The organism is Pollutimonas nitritireducens, assembly GCF_002849615.1.
GTDB classification, from domain to species: Bacteria; Pseudomonadota; Gammaproteobacteria; order Burkholderiales; family Burkholderiaceae_B; genus Pollutimonas; species Pollutimonas nitritireducens.
Window position 1 is genome coordinate 322,729 of record NZ_PDNV01000002.1, and the last position, 17,235, is coordinate 339,963.

Annotated in this window: 15 protein-coding genes and 1 other RNA gene; 6 read left to right on the forward strand and 10 right to left on the reverse strand. The window is 58.9% G+C overall.

Features of this window, described 5'->3' with window-relative positions:
* Nucleotides 1-92 precede the first annotated feature (92 nt).
* From CR155_RS03930 to CR155_RS03950, 5 genes are read left to right on the forward strand one after another with little or no spacing between them, the layout of a single operon-like run.
* A complete protein-coding gene (locus CR155_RS03930; protein ID WP_102068684.1) occupies nt 93-1,805 on the forward strand; it encodes an ABC transporter permease in 1,713 nt (570 codons plus the stop codon).
* Complete coding sequence (locus CR155_RS03935; protein WP_102068685.1) at nt 1,802-2,887, forward strand: ABC transporter ATP-binding protein; 1,086 nt, start codon at nt 1,802-1,804, stop codon at nt 2,885-2,887. The genes CR155_RS03930 and CR155_RS03935 overlap by 4 nt, the downstream gene beginning before the upstream one ends.
* A gap of 15 nt (nt 2,888-2,902) precedes the next feature.
* Nucleotides 2,903-3,811 (forward strand): LysR family transcriptional regulator, encoded by a 909-nt coding sequence (locus CR155_RS03940; protein ID WP_102068686.1) that lies wholly within the window; start codon nt 2,903-2,905, stop codon nt 3,809-3,811.
* On the forward strand, nt 3,808-4,455 hold the full coding sequence (locus tag CR155_RS03945; protein ID WP_102068687.1) for a histidine phosphatase family protein: 648 nt from the start codon (nt 3,808-3,810) through the stop codon (nt 4,453-4,455). The genes CR155_RS03940 and CR155_RS03945 overlap by 4 nt, the downstream gene beginning before the upstream one ends.
* An 8-nt stretch (nt 4,456-4,463) precedes the next feature.
* A complete protein-coding gene (locus tag CR155_RS03950) occupies nt 4,464-4,895 on the forward strand; it encodes a YchJ family protein (protein ID WP_102068688.1) in 432 nt (143 codons plus the stop codon).
* A 10-nt stretch (nt 4,896-4,905) separates the two neighbouring features.
* Here CR155_RS03950 and CR155_RS03955 read toward each other — a convergent pair whose 3' ends face one another.
* The 3 genes from CR155_RS03955 to carA are packed head-to-tail and all read right to left on the reverse strand — an operon-like array spanning nt 4,906 to nt 10,081.
* On the reverse strand, nt 4,906-5,661 hold the full coding sequence (locus CR155_RS03955; protein WP_102068689.1) for an SDR family oxidoreductase: 756 nt from the start codon (nt 5,659-5,661) through the stop codon (nt 4,906-4,908).
* 13 nt (nt 5,662-5,674) lie between these two features.
* Nucleotides 5,675-8,917: a carbamoyl-phosphate synthase large subunit gene (gene carB, locus CR155_RS03960; protein WP_102068690.1), complete on the reverse strand. Its 3,243-nt coding sequence runs from the start codon at nt 8,915-8,917 to the stop codon at nt 5,675-5,677.
* A gap of 9 nt (nt 8,918-8,926) precedes the next feature.
* Nucleotides 8,927-10,081 (reverse strand): glutamine-hydrolyzing carbamoyl-phosphate synthase small subunit, encoded by a 1,155-nt coding sequence (gene carA / locus CR155_RS03965; RefSeq protein ID WP_199171673.1) that lies wholly within the window; start codon nt 10,079-10,081, stop codon nt 8,927-8,929.
* Between the two features lie 166 nt (nt 10,082-10,247).
* Here carA and tal point away from each other — a divergent pair, with 166 nt between their 5' ends.
* Nucleotides 10,248-11,201, forward strand: coding sequence for a transaldolase (tal, locus tag CR155_RS03970; protein WP_102068692.1), 954 nt, complete (start codon nt 10,248-10,250; stop codon nt 11,199-11,201).
* A gap of 25 nt (nt 11,202-11,226) precedes the next feature.
* Here the strand turns inward: tal and CR155_RS03975 are convergent, their stop codons facing one another.
* From CR155_RS03975 to ffs, 7 genes are all read right to left on the reverse strand, one after another.
* On the reverse strand, nt 11,227-12,024 hold the full coding sequence (locus CR155_RS03975; protein WP_102068693.1) for an ABC transporter permease: 798 nt from the start codon (nt 12,022-12,024) through the stop codon (nt 11,227-11,229).
* A gap of 1 nt (nt 12,025) precedes the next feature.
* On the reverse strand, nt 12,026-12,835 hold the full coding sequence (locus CR155_RS03980; RefSeq protein WP_102068694.1) for an ABC transporter ATP-binding protein: 810 nt from the start codon (nt 12,833-12,835) through the stop codon (nt 12,026-12,028).
* Nucleotides 12,828-13,868, reverse strand: a complete 1,041-nt coding sequence (locus CR155_RS03985) for an ABC transporter substrate-binding protein (RefSeq protein WP_102068695.1) — start codon at nt 13,866-13,868, stop codon at nt 12,828-12,830. The genes CR155_RS03980 and CR155_RS03985 overlap by 8 nt, the downstream gene beginning before the upstream one ends.
* A 94-nt stretch (nt 13,869-13,962) precedes the next feature.
* Complete coding sequence (gene recR / locus CR155_RS03990) at nt 13,963-14,571, reverse strand: recombination mediator RecR (RefSeq protein ID WP_102068696.1); 609 nt, start codon at nt 14,569-14,571, stop codon at nt 13,963-13,965.
* Nucleotides 14,571-14,897 (reverse strand): YbaB/EbfC family nucleoid-associated protein, encoded by a 327-nt coding sequence (locus CR155_RS03995; RefSeq protein ID WP_102068697.1) that lies wholly within the window; start codon nt 14,895-14,897, stop codon nt 14,571-14,573. The genes recR and CR155_RS03995 overlap by 1 nt, the downstream gene beginning before the upstream one ends.
* A gap of 41 nt (nt 14,898-14,938) precedes the next feature.
* Nucleotides 14,939-17,017: a DNA polymerase III subunit gamma/tau gene (locus CR155_RS04000; protein ID WP_102068698.1), complete on the reverse strand. Its 2,079-nt coding sequence runs from the start codon at nt 17,015-17,017 to the stop codon at nt 14,939-14,941.
* A 100-nt stretch (nt 17,018-17,117) separates the two neighbouring features.
* An RNA gene (gene ffs / locus CR155_RS04005) (signal recognition particle sRNA small type) lies at nt 17,118-17,215 on the reverse strand.
* Nucleotides 17,216-17,235: the final 20 nt, after the last annotated feature.

Genomic DNA, 17,235 nt, shown 5'->3' on the forward strand with positions numbered 1-17,235 from the left:
GCGCAGGCCCGGGGCCGTGCCAGGCACGCCCCCGGGCCTTGTTTTGCCCGATACAGCACCAGACGGTGCAGCGGGCACGTTCCGAGGCCTCCATGACTCAATCCTTCACATCGCGATTCCCTTCCGGCCTCGTGCTTATTGCTTTGCTCGTCCTGGCATTTCTTGCAACATTCCTGATCATCCCGGTCGGGACGGTTTTCTATAGCGCCTTCGTCAATGCGGACGGGAGCTTCACACTCGGTCACTTCGGTTCATTCTTCCACCAGACCCTGCTGAAGGAATCTTTTTTCAATAGTCTCTATGTGGCACTGGCCGCAACTTTTTTCTCTTCCCTGATCGCCGTTCCGCTGGCCTATCTGACGATACGCTTCCGATTCAGAGGGGCACTCATTATCCAGACCCTGGGCGTTTTACCGCTGATCATGCCGCCGTTCGTCGGCGCTGTGGCCATGCAGCTGATCTTCGGCCGCGCGGGCACGATGAACCTTCTCCTGGACGAATGGTTCGGCATCACCTTACCGCTGATGGATGGACTGAACGGCATCATATTCGTCGAGTCGCTGCACTATTTTCCATTCATCCTGATGAATCTCACAGTGGCGCTGCGCAACATCGACGGAGCGATGGAGGAAGCCGCGGTCAACCTGGGCGCCAAGGGTTGGCGCTTGTTCAGACGCGTCATATTTCCGCTAGCCCTACCCGGCTATGTGGCCGGTGCGTCGCTGGTCTTTGTCAAGGTATTCGACGACCTGGGCACGCCGTTGGTCCTGGGCGTGACCAATATGCTGGCGCCACAAGCGTATTTGCGCATCACTCAGGTGGGCATCGACGACCCTCTGGGCTACGTCATCAGCGTCATCATGATCGGCTTTTCCATTCTGGCGCTCTGGCTGTCGGCTCGCATGCTTAAAGGAAAAGACTACTCCACCCTGCAGAAAGGCGGCAACTCACTGCAGCAACGGTCATTGAATAAACTCCAGACAGTGCTGGCCTATGGCTGGATCTTCCTTGTCCTGTTGCTGGTGCTTTCGCCTCATCTGGGAGTCCTGATGCTGTCGCTGGCGACAGTGTGGAGCTACGCCCCTCTGCCCGATGGTTATACCCTGGCCCACTATTCCGCCGTGTTCCAGGAATCGCCCGGCATGATCCGCAATACCCTGCTCTACTGCGGGTTGGCCGCCGGCATCGACGTCATCCTGGGGACGGCCATTGCCTACCTCATGCTGCGCAGCAAGCTACCCGGCCGGCAGTGGCTCGACTGGATATCGTCGGCGGCGCTGGCAGTACCCGGTATCGTACTGGCCATCGGCTTCATGCGGACCTTCCGCAATGTCGACATTCCCGGGACGGATGTCGGACTGACCACCACCTGGGTACTGATCATGATTGCCTATTCGATACGCCGACTGCCCTACGCCTTGCGGTCCTGCGTCGCTGCCCTGCAGCAGATCAACCTGTCGCTGGAAGAGGCGGCTGCATCGGTCGGCGCCAATCGATGGAACACGATACGGCGCGTGGTGATTCCCTTGATGGCCGGCGGCATGCTGGCAGGCTTCGTCACCAGTTTCATTACCGCAGCCGTCGAACTCTCGGCTACCATCATGCTCGTTACACGCGACAGCGACGCACCCATGAGCTACGGTATCTATCTTTACATGCAAAGTGCCTCTGGTCGCGGACCGGGTGCGGCTCTCGGCGTTCTCGCCGTTGTGGCGGTCGCAGCAGGCACTTATGCGTCCCACCTCATCGTTGAGCGTGCATCGGCCCGTCAACGCCCGTCGCACGCAAGCCAGGAAGCACTATGAAAAAAGTCAGCGTGGAATGCCGGAATATCAGACTTTCCTATGGCAAGACCGAGGTTCTCAAGGATATCAGCCTGGTCGTGGAACCCGGGGAATTCTTTGCCCTGCTCGGCCCTTCGGGATCAGGAAAATCCACATTGCTTCGGCTGATCGCCGGCTTCAACCAGCAAAACTCCGGCCAGCTGCTGGTGGATGGGCGGGATATCGGCTCAGTACCGCCACACAAGCGCAATATCGGCATGGTATTCCAGAGCTACGCCTTGTGGCCCCACATGACTGTCTGGGATAACGTTGCCTTTGGCCTGGTCGAGCGCAAGGTGCGCAGCGCCGAACTCAAGACAAGAGTTGCCGCCGCCCTGGAGCTCGTGGGCCTCTCACAATATGCCAAGCGGCGTCCCAATGAGCTTTCCGGCGGACAGCAGCAACGAGTGGCCCTGGCGCGGACCATCGTCATCGAACCGCAGGTGCTGCTGCTCGACGAACCTCTGTCCAATCTGGACCGCAATCTTCGAGTGCAAATGCGCCAGGAACTGCTGTCACTACAACGTCGGCTTGGCATCACCACGATTTTTGTGACGCACGACCAGGAGGAAGCCATGACGACGGCCGACCGCATGGCAGTCTTGGACCAGGGCATTGTGCAGCAGGTGGGAAGCCCGTCCAACCTCTTCGATTTTCCATGCAATCGCTTCGTGGCCAATTTTGTAGGCACCATGAATGTCCTGGAAGGCGACGTCAAGGAACGCAGCAGCAACAACATCACCCTGAGCGTAGGCGGTGTCGGCGACCTAACGCTGCCGCTGCACTCCGAAGCGCCGAACAGTCCCCGGCTTGCCGCCAGCTTTCGTCCGCATACCGTCCAGATGGAAAATGCCGGAGGACGCGGCGACGCGCGATTCATCTGGCTGCCCGGCATCATCGAGCGCAGCGAATTCCTGGGCGAGTTCACGCGATATGAGGTGCGCGTGGGTGATCAACGCGTCACAGCGGACCAGTCCCACTATGCCGGCCTGAGCCTGTATCGCCCCGGCGCGCCCGTGGCCATCGGGCTGGAACCCGCCCAGATCCGACTACTCAGCGCCTGACCGATAAGCGGATCGATGGAAATCTACCAGATCAGGGCGTTCGTTACCGTGGCACGGGTTGGCAACCTGACCCGTGCCGCCGAAGCGCTCAACCTGACGCAACCTGCCGTCACCGCGCAGGTAAAAGCGCTCGAACAAAGTCTGGGTGTGGCCTTGTTCGACCGCAGCGCCGGCAAGTTCGCCTTGGCCAAGGCCGGCGAGAGCCTGCTGCCGACTGCCGAAGCCGTCCTGGCATTGGGCACCCAGCTCAAATCCGAAGCAATCGCACTGCAAGGACAGTTGCACGGCGTGGTCGTGCTGGGCATACCCAGTGAACAAGTCGACTTCCTGCGCCTGGGGGAATTGGCCAGCAGTGTCACCCGCAGCCTTCCCTTGATCGAGTTCCAGACCCAGGTACTGCCCACTTCCCAACTGGTAGAATATGTCAGCACCGGCCGCTTGTCGGCAGCGTTGACAATAGCCGCCTACCCACCGCGCGACGTGCAATGGATGCCGCTGCGCAGCATCACGTATCGCATCGTATTGCCCCACGCGATGGCTGAGCAGCTGAAACTCGGTGGATGGACAGAGCTCGCCGCACTGCCCTGGCTCGATGGGCCACATGGCAGTCATATACATCTGCTGTTGCGCGAATTGTTCGAAAGGCATGGGCTGGCGCCGCGCATCGTCATGAACAGTGCCGACCAAGCCAATATGGACGCACTCGTCCGGGCCGGAGCCGGGTGTGCACTGGTGCGCGAGGAAGTCGCGCTGCTGGGCGCCAAGCGGCAGGATTTTGCCATTTGGGGGCGGGCCAGCATCGAGGCTGGTCTTGGCTTCATCACCTCCACTGAAAATGCCGGTCAACCGATACTGGTCGCCCTGATCTCGATGCTCAAGGAAATCTGGAATATTGACACTCTCATGGAAAAAATCATCGCATGAACGGGACGCAATTCTGGCTGGTACGCCACGGAGAAACTGAATGGAACGCCAATAGGAGGCTCCAAGGATGGCTCGATATTCCCTTGAGCGCGGTTGGCGTCAGGCAGGCCGAACAATTGGCCGAGTATTTGCAATCCCCGGCTTTCGACGTGTCCATCGATGCGATAGCCAGCAGCGACCTGAGCCGTGCATTTGAAACCGCCCGGATCGCCGCCGGCCATCTGGGCCTGCAGGTGCGTGCCAGCCGCGACTTGCGCGAACGTTGCTATGGCATCTATGAAGGGCGCGATTGGACCGCGCTCGATGCCTTACGTGCCGGCCAGGGTGGCGTGGATTTTCGAGATCCGCAGCAAGCGGTCGAAAAAGGCGAGTCCCTCCATGCCTTCAGCGTCCGCATCAGCGGTGCCTTCGAAGCATTGGCGCAGCAGTACAAAGGCCAACGCGTCCTTGTTTTTTCGCACGGCGGCGTCATCGACATCGCTTGGCGCAAGACGCACGGAATATCGCTGGGTGCGGCACGTCCCGACCCCATACTCAACACTAGCATCAATCACTTCTCCATCGATGAAGCCAACAATTGGGCAATGATAGACTGGGGACGCATCGGACATCTTGAAACGTCGGCACTCGACGACGTGCTGTAGTAATCATCATGAAAGAACGGCATAATCCATCGGCTTGTCCCTGTGGCGGCATCGTGAAGGGAGCAAGCTTTGCGGCCTGTTGCCAGCCCTATCTGGAAGGACGCGAGGTCGCCCCCACTGCTGAACATCTGATGCGTTCGCGCTATACCGCCTACACAATGGGTGCAACGGCCTATTTATTGGCGACCTGGCATCCTGACACCCGTCCGCCCGAACTCGTGATTGATCCTCCCGGTACCCCGCATGCCCCACGCTGGCTGGATCTGGCCGTTCACAGCCACACGCAATTATCCGAGGACCGGGCCCAGGTGATGTTTACTGCACGCTACCGGGTGGGCGGCCGCGCCCAGCGTCTAAAGGAACATAGCCGGTTCGTGCGGCAAGATGGGCAGTGGTTTTATGCGGCTGGCGATGTGGATTTCAACGCCACACCGCAGTGATGAACGCCACTCAACCCAGTCGCGGCTTACGCTCGCGGCGAACGGCGAAATAGTCGTACAAGCGGTCAGGGATCAGCCGCAGCAGTGTGGCCACACATGCCATTTGCCATGGTATGACCTTGTACGAGACGCTTCTTTCGATGGCCCGGCCCGCCAGCGCCGCGAAGCGGTCTGCCGACATGAGAAACGGCATCTTGTAAGGATTATGCGCGGTCATCGGCGTCTGGATGAAGCCAGGCGCAATCGTAATCACTTTGACGCCGGTTTGACTCAGCTCTACGCGCAAACTTTCGCAGTACGCCCTGACTGCCGCTTTCGAGGCACTGTAGGCGCCGGCGCCCGGCAGACCGCGCACGGCCGCGACGCTTGCTATTCCGACCAGACGCCCGCGTCGCTGCTGTTTCATGGAAGCAATGAAGGGCTCGAACGTGGCAACCGTGGCATTCAGATTGGTGGCGATGATGGCTTCGAAAACCCGGAAGTCATCCGGTTCTTCGGTGAGCGTACCGGCACTGATTCCGGCGCTGGCAATCACAACATCGACCGGTCCCTGCGCCAGGAAATCGCGCGCAGCCGCATGCAAGGCCGCGCGATCCCGCACGTCCAGCGAGTACACCCGGTGTGCACCCGGCAGACTGTTCTTTAGGGCCAGCAAGGCCTCGTACCGGCGCCCCACCAGCCCCAGCTCTGCGCCCTGCTGCGCATAAAAAGAAGCGAGCGCGGCGCCTATGCCGCTGCTCGCTCCGGTGATGAACACACGCTTCATGTGTGACTGTTCGTCACTGCTTGGGCAGGCTTGCGTGCAGGTCTTGCAGCGAATAAACCTTCAGTCCTCCACCTTGACGCAAATACTGCAGCCCCTCGACGGCGGCGCAGGCTCCGGCTATCGTCGTGAAGAAAGTCACTCGCGCGGCCAAGGAGTTGATTCGTATCATGCGCGAATCGGCAATGGCGTTGCGCCGTTCCTCGACCGTGTTGATGACCAGAGCGATCTCGCCATTCTTGATCATGTCGACGATGTGGGGACGACCCTCAGTAACCTTGTTGACGACCTCAACGTCCAGACCGGCTTCCTGGATGGCCGCCGCCGTACCGCGCGTGGCGACGATCGTGAACCCCAGGGTGATAAGGCCGCGGGCGACTTCGACCGCCAGCGGTTTGTCCTGCTCGCGCACGCTGATGAAAGCGGTGCCGGTCTCGGGAAGCAGTACGCTGGCCGCCAACTGCGACTTGACGAAAGCTTCGCCGAAGCTTTCGCCCACGCCCATGACTTCACCGGTGGACTTCATTTCCGGACCCAGAATGGTGTCCACCCCGGGGAACTTCACGAATGGGAACACGGCTTCTTTTACCGAATAATAGTTCGGTACGATTTCCTTCCGTATTCCTTGCTCGGCCAAGGTCTTTCCAGCCATAGCCCTTGCGGCGATCTTGGCCAACTGCAAACCGGTGGCCTTGGATACATAAGGGACGGTCCGTGACGCGCGAGGATTCACTTCCAACACATAGACGTCACCGTCCTGGATGGCAAACTGCACGTTCATCAGGCCTTTCACATTCAGTGCCCGCGCCATGAGCGATGTCTGGCGCTTGATTTCGCTGATGGCTTCCTCGGACAGGGAGTACGGCGGAAGGCTGCAGGCCGAATCGCCCGAATGGACGCCGGCCTGTTCGATGTGTTCCATGACGCCGCCGATGAACACTGTTTCGCCATCGGCGATGCAGTCCACATCGACTTCGGTCGCGTTATTCAGGAAGTGATCCAGCAAAACCGGCGAGTCGTTACTGACCTTGACCGCCTCGCGCATATAGCGCTCGAGATCCTGCTGTTCGTGCACGATCTCCATGGCGCGCCCCCCCAATACGTAGCTGGGACGCACCACCAGCGGGTAGCCGATCTCGGCGGCATGTGCCAGCGCTTCGCCCTCGGTCCGGGCCGTGCGGTTCGGAGGTTGACGCAAGCCCAGCTTGGTAAGGAGCTTTTGAAAGCGTTCACGATCTTCCGCCACGTCGATGGACTCGGGGCTGGTGCCGATGATGGGCACGCCATTGGCTTCAAGGGCACGCGCCAGCTTCAAAGGAGTCTGGCCGCCGTATTGGACAATCACACCCACCGGTTTCTCGTTGTGCACGATTTCGAGCACATCTTCCAGTGTGACGGGTTCGAAATAAAGGCGGTCGGATGTGTCGTAATCGGTGGAAACTGTTTCCGGGTTGCAGTTGACCATGATGGTTTCATAGCCATCTTCGCGCAGGGCCAGCGAGGCATGCACGCAGCAGTAGTCGAATTCGATGCCCTGGCCGATACGATTGGGGCCACCCCCCAGCACGATGATCTTCTTGCGATCGGTGGGCGCCGATTCGCACTCGTCTTCGTAAGTGGAATACATATACGCCGTGCGCGTGGCAAACTCGCCGGCACAGGTGTCCACACGTTTATAGACAGGGCGCACGCCCAACTGATGCCGCAATTTTCGGACTTCAGTCTCGGAGGTGTCCAGCAGGAACGCCAGACGGCGGTCGGAAAAGCCGCGGCGCTTGAGTTCGCGCACCGTGTCATGGTCGAGGTCGGCAGGCGTCTTTTGCTCGAGCGCAAGTTCGATATCGACGATTTCCTTGATCTGTGCCAGAAACCAGGGATCGATGCGTGTAAGACTGTGCACTTCTTCCAGCGTGAAACCCTGAGCAAAGGCGTCGCCCACATACCAAATGCGCTCAGGGCCCGGCTCGCCGAGCTCGACCTGGATCTTTTCGCGATCGGTCGTTTTCTGATTGAGGCCGTCGACGCCCACTTCCAGCCCGCGCAGGGCTTTCTGGAAGGATTCCTGGAAAGTACGGCCTATGGCCATGACCTCGCCTACGGATTTCATCTGCGTCGTCAGGCGCGAATCGGCAGCAGGGAATTTCTCGAATGCAAAACGCGGAACCTTGGTGACCACGTAGTCGATGGAGGGCTCGAACGAGGCCGGCGTTGCGCCGCCCGTGATTTCGTTTTTCAGTTCGTCCAGCGTGTAACCGACTGCCAGGCGCGCAGCGATCTTGGCAATGGGAAAGCCCGTTGCCTTCGAAGCCAGGGCCGACGAGCGCGAAACACGCGGATTCATCTCGATGACGATCATGCGGCCGGTATCGGGATTGACCGCAAACTGTACATTGGAACCGCCGGTGTCGACACCGATTTCGCGCAATACCGCGATCGATGCATTACGCATGATCTGGTATTCCTTGTCGGTAAGGGTCTGGGCCGGCGCCACGGTGATGGAGTCACCGGTGTGCACGCCCATGGGGTCGAGATTTTCAATGGAGCAAATAATGATGCAGTTATCGGCGCTGTCGCGCACGACTTCCATTTCGTATTCTTTCCATCCCAACAAGGATTCTTCGATGAGCAGTTCTTTGGTGGGCGATGCTTCCAGCCCGCGTCGGCAAATGCTTTCGAACTCTTCGCTGTTGTAGGCAATGCCGCCGCCCGAACCGCCCATGGTAAAGCTGGGACGTATCACCACCGGGAAACCCGATACGTTGGCTTCCTTGGCAATGCGACGCTGCACTTCCCAGGCTTCATCCAGCGAATGCGCCACGCCCGACTTGGCTGATTCCAGCCCAATCTTGTTCATGGCCTGCTTGAACTTCTGGCGGTCTTCGGCTTTTTCAATGGCGTGCTCGTTGGCGCCAATGAGTTCGACACCATATTTCTCGAGTACGCCGTTGTGCACGAGATCAAGCGCGCAGTTCAAGGCCGTCTGGCCGCCCATGGTGGGCAGCAAGGCGTCGGGCCTTTCACGTTCTATGATTTTTTCCACCGCCTCCCAGGTGATGGGCTCGATGTAGGTGACATCGGCCGTTTCAGGGTCGGTCATGATGGTGGCCGGATTGCTATTGACCAGTATGGTTCGGTAGCCCTCGGCTTTAAGCGCCTTGCAGGCCTGTGCGCCGGAATAGTCGAACTCGCACGCCTGGCCGATGATGATCGGACCGGCCCCAATGATAAGAATACTTTTTAGGTCTAAACGCTTTGGCATAGTTCTGTATTATTTTTTCCCGGCCATCAGGCCGATGAATTTGTCGAAAAGCACCACGATATCGTGTGGCCCGGGGCTGGCTTCGGGATGCCCCTGGAAGCAGAATGCAGGACTGTCGGTCAGTTCAAACCCTTGTACTGTTCCATCGAACAGCGACAGATGGGTGACTCGCGCATTGGCGGGCAAGGTATCGACATCGACATTGAAACCATGATTCTGACTGGTAATGAAAACCCTGCCCGTATCCAGGTCCTGGACGGGGTGGTTTGCGCCATGGTGGCCGGTTTTCATCTTGATGGTTTTGGCACCCAGCCCCAGACCGAGAATCTGCTGTCCCAGGCAAATGCCGAACAGCGGAATTTTTTTCCGGAGTGCGGCCTTGCAGGCATCGATGGCGTACAGGCAGGGTTCCGGATCGCCGGGGCCATTCGACAGGAAGATGCCGTCGGGCTTGAGCGCCAGGACCTCTTCGACCGGTGTCTGGGCCGGCACCAGCGTTACACGGCAGCCCCGATCAGCGAGCAGACGCAAGATGTTGGTCTTGATGCCGTAATCGTAGGCGACCACGTGATAGATCGGGTTCTCGGGATGCGAGAAGCCCTTGCCCAGTTGCCATGTACCTTCCGCCCAGTTTTTAGTGACCTTGGTCGAAACAATCTTGGCCAGGTCCTGACCGGACATGCCGGGAAAGTTGCGCGCGAGTTCGATCGCGCGATCGGCGTCGTTGCCCACTAGGATGCAGGCGCCCTGGGCACCGCCCTCACGAAGGATGCGGGTAAGCTTGCGGGTGTCGACACCCGAAATCGCCACCACGCCCTGGGACTTGAGGTAGTCGGGCAAGGATTGTGTAGAGCGAAAATTTGACACACGCAAGGAACAATCGCGCACCACGAGGCCGGCTGCATGGATACGACCCGACTCGGAGTCTTCGATATTGATGCCCGTATTACCTATGTGCGGATAGGTCAAGGTAACGATCTGCCCGTTGTAGCTGGGATCGGTCAGGATCTCTTGGTAGCCCGTCATGGACGTATTGAAAACGATCTCGGCGACGCAATATCCATCGGCGCCGATAGAGACACCCTTGAAGATAGTACCGTCTGCCAAGGCAAGAATTGCAGATGGGGACCTGTTGGCCCCCTCAGGAAAGAGTGACGGCAGCACTGTAAACCCCGGTTGTAAAGTCAATAAGTAAACCTTCTGATTATACCTTGAGACAGCCACTGCCAGAATCCGCAGTGCCACGACGGGCGTTCAGTCCTGTGCCGGCCAGGAAAATGGTCTACAGTTACAGCTACCTTCCTGTACTAGTCTAATCGGTGTGCCCACTATGCCCAATCAACTTGAAACCTTGCGACAGTTCACCACGGTGGTCGCCGACACCGGCGATTTCGAAGCCATGCGCCTGCATCGCCCTACCGACGCAACGACCAATCCATCGCTGATCCTGAAAGCCATACAAAAAGAAGAAAATCGTTATTTGTTGGATAAGGTTATCGCGGACAACGGGCAGGCTTCCGGCAGCGAACTCGTGGATCACCTGTTGGTTGCATTCGGCCGCGAAATTCTGTCCATCGTCCCAGGTCGCGTCTCGACAGAAGTCGACGCACGCCTGTCGTTCGACACACAGGCCAGCATCAAACGTGCGCATCAAATCATAGATTTTTATCAGCGCACAGGAATCGAGCGCGATCGCGTCCTGGTGAAGCTGGCGTCCACGTGGGAAGGTATTCAGGCTGCCAAGGCCTTGCAGGCCGAAGGCATACGCTGCAACATGACCCTGCTGTTTTGTCTTCCGCAGGCTGTCGCGTGCGCTCAGGCCAAGGTTCAGCTCATTTCCCCGTTTGTAGGTCGCATCTACGACTGGCACAAGAAAAATGCTGGCAGCAATTGGGATGAAAAAGCCAATTCTGGGCCTGCGGATCCCGGCGTCAAGTCGGTCCGGCGTATCTACGATTACTACAAGGCCTACGACATTCATACGGAAATCATGGGTGCCAGCTTTCGCAATATCGGGCAAATTCGGGCCCTTGCGGGCTGCGACCTGCTGACCATCAGCCCCGAGCTGCTGGCCGAACTGGCAGCAAGCACCGAGCCGTTGGAACGGCAGCTTGATCCGCAGGTATCCAGGAAGCAGGCTCCGGAACGGATGACCAGCAATGAAGTCGCCTTTCGCACCGAGATGAATCAGGATGCCATGGCCACCGAGAAGCTGGCTGAAGGCATACGTGCATTTGCCGCCGACGCCGTGAAACTGGACGAGATCATCGCCGCGGCGCGGTAAGCGTCGTAGCGCAGGCGGCGGTGGATCAGAGCTTTTCGGTTTCGCCCGCCGCCGGTTTCCAGGCCAGGATCCGGTCCTCGAACAAAGTTACCAGCCCATCGAGGATCAAGGCAAATACGGTCAGCACCACGATACCGGCAAATACCGTGTTCACATCGAGGGTGCCTTCGGCCTGCAGGATCAGATAGCCTACTCCGCTGGCCGACCCCAGGTATTCACCCACCACAGCCCCGACAAAAGCGAGCCCCACTGATGTGTGCAGGCTGGAAAAAACCCAACTGGTCGCTGACGGAATATATACGTGACGCAAGAGCTGTTTGCGATTGGCGCCCAGCATGCGGGCATTGTCCAGCAAGGTTGCGCTGACTTCGCGCACCCCCTGGTACACGTTGAAAAAAACGATGAAAAATACCAGTGTGACGGCCAGCGCGACTTTGGACCAGATACCCAGCCCGAACCACATACCAAAAATAGGGGCGAGAATGACGCGCGGCATGGAGTTGGCCGCCGTGATGTAGGGATCGAGCAATACGCTCGCCCGACGCGACAGGCCCAGCCAGAGTCCAAATGCCAGGCCGGCAATGGTGCCGATGAAAAAGGCCAGCACGGTTTCGGTGAGCGTCACGCCCAAATGCCGGTAGATGTCGCCATTCACCACGAACCATGCCCAGATAACCTTGGCAATTTCGACAGGCTGGCCGAAGAAAAAGGCAAAGTTCCTGTCGCGCGAGGCAATATGCCATGCCGTCAGGATAATGACCAGCAGCAAAATCTGCCAGAACCGGATGGAATATGGGGTGGAATTTTTCTTTGACTTCGACATCTCAGGCCCGTTTTTGTTGGGCATAGCCCTTTAATACTTCTTCACGCAAGACATCCCAGATAGCCTTGTGCAACTCGACGAAACGCGGATTGCTGCGCACCTCGGCCACATCACGGGGCCGGGGAATATCAATGGCGAATTCGCCTATGGGGTGCGTAGCCGGACCAGCGGACAACACCACGACCCTGTCGCTCATGGCAATGGCTTCGTCAAGGTCGTGAGTGATGAACAATACTGCCTTGCGCTTGGCCATCCAGAGATCGAGCACTTCGTTTTCCATGAGCTGACGCGTTTGGATGTCGAGCGCCGAGAACGGTTCGTCCATAAGGATGATATCGGGGTCGCGGATAAGCGTCTGCGCGAGCATCGTGCGCTTGCGCATGCCTCCGGACATCTGGTGCGGATACCGGTTTTCAGATCCGCCCAGTCCCACCCGTTTCATCCATTCACGGCCCTGCTCTTGCGCCTGCGCGGCGGGCACGCCGGCAAATTCGAGCCCGGCCGTAACGTTGGACAAGGCGCTGCGCCAGGGCATGAGGGCTTCACCCTGGAACATATAGCCCGCGCGATGGTTTACGCCGTCCAGCGTCTTGCCAAAGACCTTGACCTTACCCGACGAGGGAGCCATCAGGCCTGCCCCCACGTTGAGCAGGGTGGACTTGCCGCAGCCAGTGGGCCCCACCACCGAGACGAACTCGCCGGGAGCGATGGAGATGGAGGCCTCTTTTACCGCGGTATAGCCCGCGGCATCGCCATCATGCGAGGCGAATGTGCAAGTGATATTTTCCAGCAGTAGTGCAGCATCAGGCATTCGGATACTTCTTATTGGCTTTGATGACGAAATCGTTGGTCCAGATTTTGGAAATATCGATCTTGTCGGTCGGGAAATTGGCGACAAAAGCGGCCAGCGCGTTCAGTGCCGTCTGTGGTCCATCTTCGGGCACCATTCCATCGGGCGACAGGGCTTCCTTATTGCCTTGGAGCGCGAGCTTGTAGAGCTCGGGGTCACCCAGCAGGTATCCTGTGGGGACCACCTTGGCAATTTCGTCCGGGCTGGCAGCTTGTATCCATTTGTCGGCGCGAACGATGGCGTTGGCAAGCGCCTGGGTGGTATTGGGATTTTTGTCGATGAATTCCTGCGAGGTATACAGGCAACCCGAGGGCATATTCCCGCCGAAAATCTGCTTGGTGTCTTTCAGCGTGCGGGTGTCGGCGATGATCTTGACGGCATCTTCCTTGATCAAGGTGCTGATGACTGGATCCAGGTTGGCCATGGCGTCGATCTGGCCGGTGCGCATGGCGGTGATGGCACCTGCGCCGGCGCCCACACCGATGAACGAGACATCGGAAGGCTTCAGGCCATGCTGCGCCAGGAAGAAACTGGCCATCATGTTGGTGGAGGAACCCGGTGCCGTGACGCCGATTTTCTTGCCTTTCAGATCGGCCGGCGTTTTGTAGTCGGCCATGGTCTTGTTGGAGACCACCAGCACGATCATGGGAGCATGCCCCTGTTGCGCGAACGCCCGGTAGGCCTGGCCTTTGGATTGCAGCGAGATGGTGTGCTCGAAAGCGCCCGACACAACATCGGCGCTCCCGCCAACCACGGCCTGCAACGCCTTGGAGCCGCCGGCGAAGTCGATGATCTGTGCATTCAACCCTTCGTCTTTGAAATAGCCATTGATATTGGCAATGGACAAAGGGAGATAGTAAATAAGGGCCTGGCCGCCCACGGCAATGGACACGTCTTTCTTTTCGGCCTCTTGGGCACGCACGATACCCGGGGCAACCGTTACAGCGCCTGCAACGCCAGCCAGTTTAAGCAGATCACGACGAGAGATGGACATTCAGAGTCTCCTTGGTATGTTGGTTTTTTTCATCTTACTTGAGAATTGGGATATCGCTAATGGGGGATTGCACGGTGCGCACCCGCGACGCGGACTATGTACTGCGCCTTTCCATGAGCGCCCAGGCAATCGTTCCAGCGTCAACGTATTCAAGTTCGCTGCCTGCCGGCACCCCGCGCGCAAGTCGGGTCACCTTCAGTCCCTGGGACTGAAGCAATTCCGACAAGTAGTGTGCGGTGGTCTCGCCTTCAGCCGTGAAGTTGGTGGCAAGAATGACTTCCTGCACCTGGCCGTCGGTGGCACGCCCGATAACCCGGTCGAACTGCAATTCGTTGGGTCCGATGCCCTCGAGAGGTGCAAGGCGACCCATGAGAACGTAATACAAGCCGCGATATCCATGGCTGGATTCGATCATATTCTGGTCGGCCGGAGTCTCTACTACGCATAGCACTGACGGGTCGCGCTTGGGATTCGCACAGGTCGCGCAGATTTCCTCTTCGGAAAAACCATTGCAACGGGCGCAATGCCGCAAGCCCTGGACCGCATTGGCCAACGCGCGGCTAAGCTGATCGGCTCCCGACAAATCGTGCTGGAGCAGATGATAGGCCATGCGGCGAGCCGAGCGCACACCGACGCCGGGTAAGCGGCGCAGTGCATCGATAAGCGTTTTGAGCGGCTCCGGCTCGGGAAGCAGCTCGTCCATCAGAAGGGCAGTTTCATTCCTGGGGGCAAAGGCATGCCGGCCGTTACAGCAGACATTTTTTCCTGCGAGGTCGCTTCCGCCTTGCGCAGTGCGTCGTTGAACGCCGCGGCCACCAGGTCTTCGAGCATTTCCTTGTCGTCAGCCAGCAGGCTGGGATCGATCGTGACACGCTTGACGTCGTGACGGCAGGTCATGGAAACCTTGACCAGCCCTCCGCCAGAACCACCCTCGACAACGATATCTGCCAGCGCGTCCTGGGCTTTCTTCATGTTTTCCTGCATTTGCTGCGCCTGGCGCATCAAACCGGCAATCTGACCTTTCATCATGGCAAGCTTTCCTGAAATAAGAATATAAGTATAAACAGCGCCTAGGCAGCCCGCTCAAGGGGTGTCGCGCTGATGGAACCCGGCACCACCCTTGCGCCAAATTCGCTGACAAGCGTCTGCACAAAAGGGTCGGACGCCACGGCCTGCTCGGCTTCCTGCTGACGTAGCGCCTTCTGTGCCTGGGCCACGGCATGTGCGGTCTCGTCGCCGGTGGCGCCATAATCGACATTCAACTGGACGACCGTGCCGAAATGTTCGGACAGGACAGTGCAAAGACGCGCCTTCCCTGGGCTTTCTGCCAGCGTCCGAATGGCGACCCGTAGATTGATTTGTTCGCCTTGGACCCCGACCCACTCGCTTTGGCGAGCCAGTTCCGCCGCCAGACCGGTGACCGGCAATGAGGCCGCCAGCGCCGGCCAGGCCTGCCCATTCATAGTGCGCAGTCGTGGTGACTTTGATTTCTTGCGTTCGGCCGTAAACACGGGTGCCGGAAGATCGGCGACTTGTTCCAGGGGTTCTTCGAGTGATTCGAAGCTCGGGTCACCCATTTCGATATGTTCGAACTGCCCTTCGTCAACGGCGTCGAAGCCGGACGGCTGCAGTGTTTCGAATTCATCGGACTGGAGTGTTTCAAAAGCGGAATCGGCGTTCTGACGGCCTTGGTGCGCCTGCCCATCCCTGGAAATACCGGACGAGACGACTGGCGCCCCGATTTGTGGAGCCGCGACCTGCGGATTCGCGACCTGTGGATCCGTGATATGTGGCGGCTCAGCCTGCATGGGCAGGTCTTCCCACGCGGGTGTGTCGCCAGATGTGATTTCAGTCGATGGCGATGCTTTGGCACGCGGGGTAGCGGACACCCTGACGCTGGTCCCCGAGGCGGCATTGCCAGGAGCGATTGGCGCAGCGACAATGTTCGGCGCAGTGGCAGCCGCGGATACCGGGGCGGCAGGCGCCACTGAAGACTTGGGAGCTTCGGGCTTCGGCGATGAGGCTCTGGATTGCGACGATGGAGGGCCGGCAGGCGGCAATGTCCCGGCCGGCACCAGGGCAAGCATGCGTAGGCATGCCATGACAAAACCGGCATACTCGTCGGGCGCGAGGGACAGCTCCTGGCGGCTGTGCACGGCCACCGAATAAAACAACTGGACTACATCCGAATGCAAGCGGTCGGCCAGCGCGGCGATATCGTCGGCCTGCGGATCATCGGCCGGAATGGTGCCCGGTATGCGCTGCTGTATGGCGATACGCGACAACAGTATGGCGAGATCGGCCAGCGCGCCCGCATACGACAGGCCGCGCGACGCGAGTTCGTCGGCAACGGCCAGCACCTGGCCCGCGTTGCCGTCGGCCAGCGCCTGCAACAAGCCAACCAGGTGACGGTGATCGATGGTACCCAGCATGCCTTGCACGGCATCCGTGGTGAGGTTTCCGGCGCTGTAGGCGATGGCCTGATCGGTCAGCGACAGCGCATCGCGCATGGATCCGGATGCCGCCTGCGCAAGCAGTCTGAGGGCCGGGGTTTCGAACTGCATGCCTTCCTGGGCGAGGACGTCCTGGAGGTGGGCAACCATGGCCTCTGCCGTCATCTGCTTCAGGTTGAACTGCAGACAGCGCGACAACACCGTGACCGGAATCTTCTGGGGATCGGTCGTGGCGAGTATGAATTTGACATGGGGCGGTGGTTCTTCAAGTGTCTTGAGCATGGCATTGAACGCATGCCCCGTCAACATATGGACCTCGTCGATCATGTAGACCTTGAAGCGTCCGCTTCCCGGCGCATATACCGCCTGCTCGAGCAACTGCGTCATTTCTTCGACGCCACGATTGGACGCCGCGTCGAGCTCGACGTAGTCGACAAACCGGCCCGTATCGATTTCCGTGCACGCCCGGCAGGTTCCGCAAGGCGTGGCGGTAATGCCGGTCTCGCAATTGAGCGACTTGGCCAATATGCGCGACAGTGTCGTCTTGCCTACGCCGCGCGTGCCCGTGAACAGCCACGCATGATGCAGCCGCTGGGTGGAAAGGGCGTGCGTCAACGCTCGGACCACATGATCCTGACCAATTAGGGTGTCAAACGAACGTGGCCGCCATTTACGCGCCAATACCAGATAAGTCATGCAAGAAGTCTAAAGCCGTAGGCTATCAACGATAAACGAAAAGTGTACCGGATTAGACGCTGATTTGGGGGTGTTTGGGGGGAGATAGGTAGAAAAGAAGGATGGCGAGCCTGACTTCGGCACTGATTCTAAGCGACTATGGCTGCTTCGTTCCCGACCTGACCAGATTCACCGCCGAACCATGCGAAGGGGCCCGCCAAGACGACAGTTTAACAGGT

Bases quoted from the DNA above. Each gene is read 5' to 3' on its own strand.
- CR155_RS03930 (WP_102068684.1), top strand. From the start codon at position 93: ATGACTCAATCCTTCACATCGCGATTCCCTTCCGGCCTCGTGCTTATT.
- CR155_RS03950 (WP_102068688.1), top strand. From the start codon at position 4,464: ATGAAAGAACGGCATAATCCATCGGCTTGTCCCTGTGGCGGCATCGTG.
- CR155_RS04000 (WP_102068698.1), bottom strand. From the start codon at position 17,017: ATGACTTATCTGGTATTGGCGCGTAAATGGCGGCCACGTTCGTTTGAC.
- CR155_RS03975 (WP_102068693.1), bottom strand. From the start codon at position 12,024: ATGTCGAAGTCAAAGAAAAATTCCACCCCATATTCCATCCGGTTCTGG.
- CR155_RS03955 (WP_102068689.1), bottom strand. From the start codon at position 5,661: ATGAAGCGTGTGTTCATCACCGGAGCGAGCAGCGGCATAGGCGCCGCG.
- CR155_RS03980 (WP_102068694.1), bottom strand. From the start codon at position 12,835: ATGCCTGATGCTGCACTACTGCTGGAAAATATCACTTGCACATTCGCC.
- carB (WP_102068690.1), bottom strand. From the start codon at position 8,917: ATGCCAAAGCGTTTAGACCTAAAAAGTATTCTTATCATTGGGGCCGGT.
- CR155_RS03935 (WP_102068685.1), top strand. From the start codon at position 1,802: ATGAAAAAAGTCAGCGTGGAATGCCGGAATATCAGACTTTCCTATGGC.
- CR155_RS03945 (WP_102068687.1), top strand. From the start codon at position 3,808: ATGAACGGGACGCAATTCTGGCTGGTACGCCACGGAGAAACTGAATGG.
- CR155_RS03940 (WP_102068686.1), top strand. From the start codon at position 2,903: ATGGAAATCTACCAGATCAGGGCGTTCGTTACCGTGGCACGGGTTGGC.
- recR (WP_102068696.1), bottom strand. From the start codon at position 14,571: ATGGACGAGCTGCTTCCCGAGCCGGAGCCGCTCAAAACGCTTATCGAT.
- tal (WP_102068692.1), top strand. From the start codon at position 10,248: ATGCCCAATCAACTTGAAACCTTGCGACAGTTCACCACGGTGGTCGCC.
- CR155_RS03995 (WP_102068697.1), bottom strand. From the start codon at position 14,897: ATGATGAAAGGTCAGATTGCCGGTTTGATGCGCCAGGCGCAGCAAATG.
- CR155_RS03985 (WP_102068695.1), bottom strand. From the start codon at position 13,868: ATGTCCATCTCTCGTCGTGATCTGCTTAAACTGGCTGGCGTTGCAGGC.